Source organism: Paraburkholderia sp. SIMBA_054 (assembly GCF_046534875.1).
Lineage (GTDB): Bacteria > Pseudomonadota > Gammaproteobacteria > Burkholderiales > Burkholderiaceae > Paraburkholderia > Paraburkholderia hospita.
Window position 1 is genome coordinate 1 of sequence record NZ_JAWRXV010001469.1, and the last position, 244, is coordinate 244.

Annotated in this window: 1 protein-coding gene; it reads right to left on the minus strand. The window is 51.6% G+C overall.

Translation table 11 applies throughout. The features are described from left to right. A partial coding sequence (locus SB822_RS59930) for an ATP-binding cassette domain-containing protein (RefSeq protein ID WP_410859488.1) occupies nt 1-244 on the minus strand: 244 nt, incomplete at both ends.

A 244-nucleotide genomic window follows, 5' to 3' on the forward strand; every position in this document is an offset into this window, starting at 1 on the left:
CATATTGGGAAACAGGGTGTAGTGCTGGAATACCATGCCAATATTGCGCTTATGGGGCGGAATACGGGTATAATCATTATTGCCGAAGAGAATGCGCCCATTGTCCGGGCGCTCAAACCCCGCCAGCATCATGAGGATTGTAGACTTTCCCGATCCGGATGGTCCCAGCAACGCCAGAAATTCTCCAGGCGCAATCTTCATATCCAGTCCATCGACCGCGGTGAAGCTGCCATATTTCTTGGTG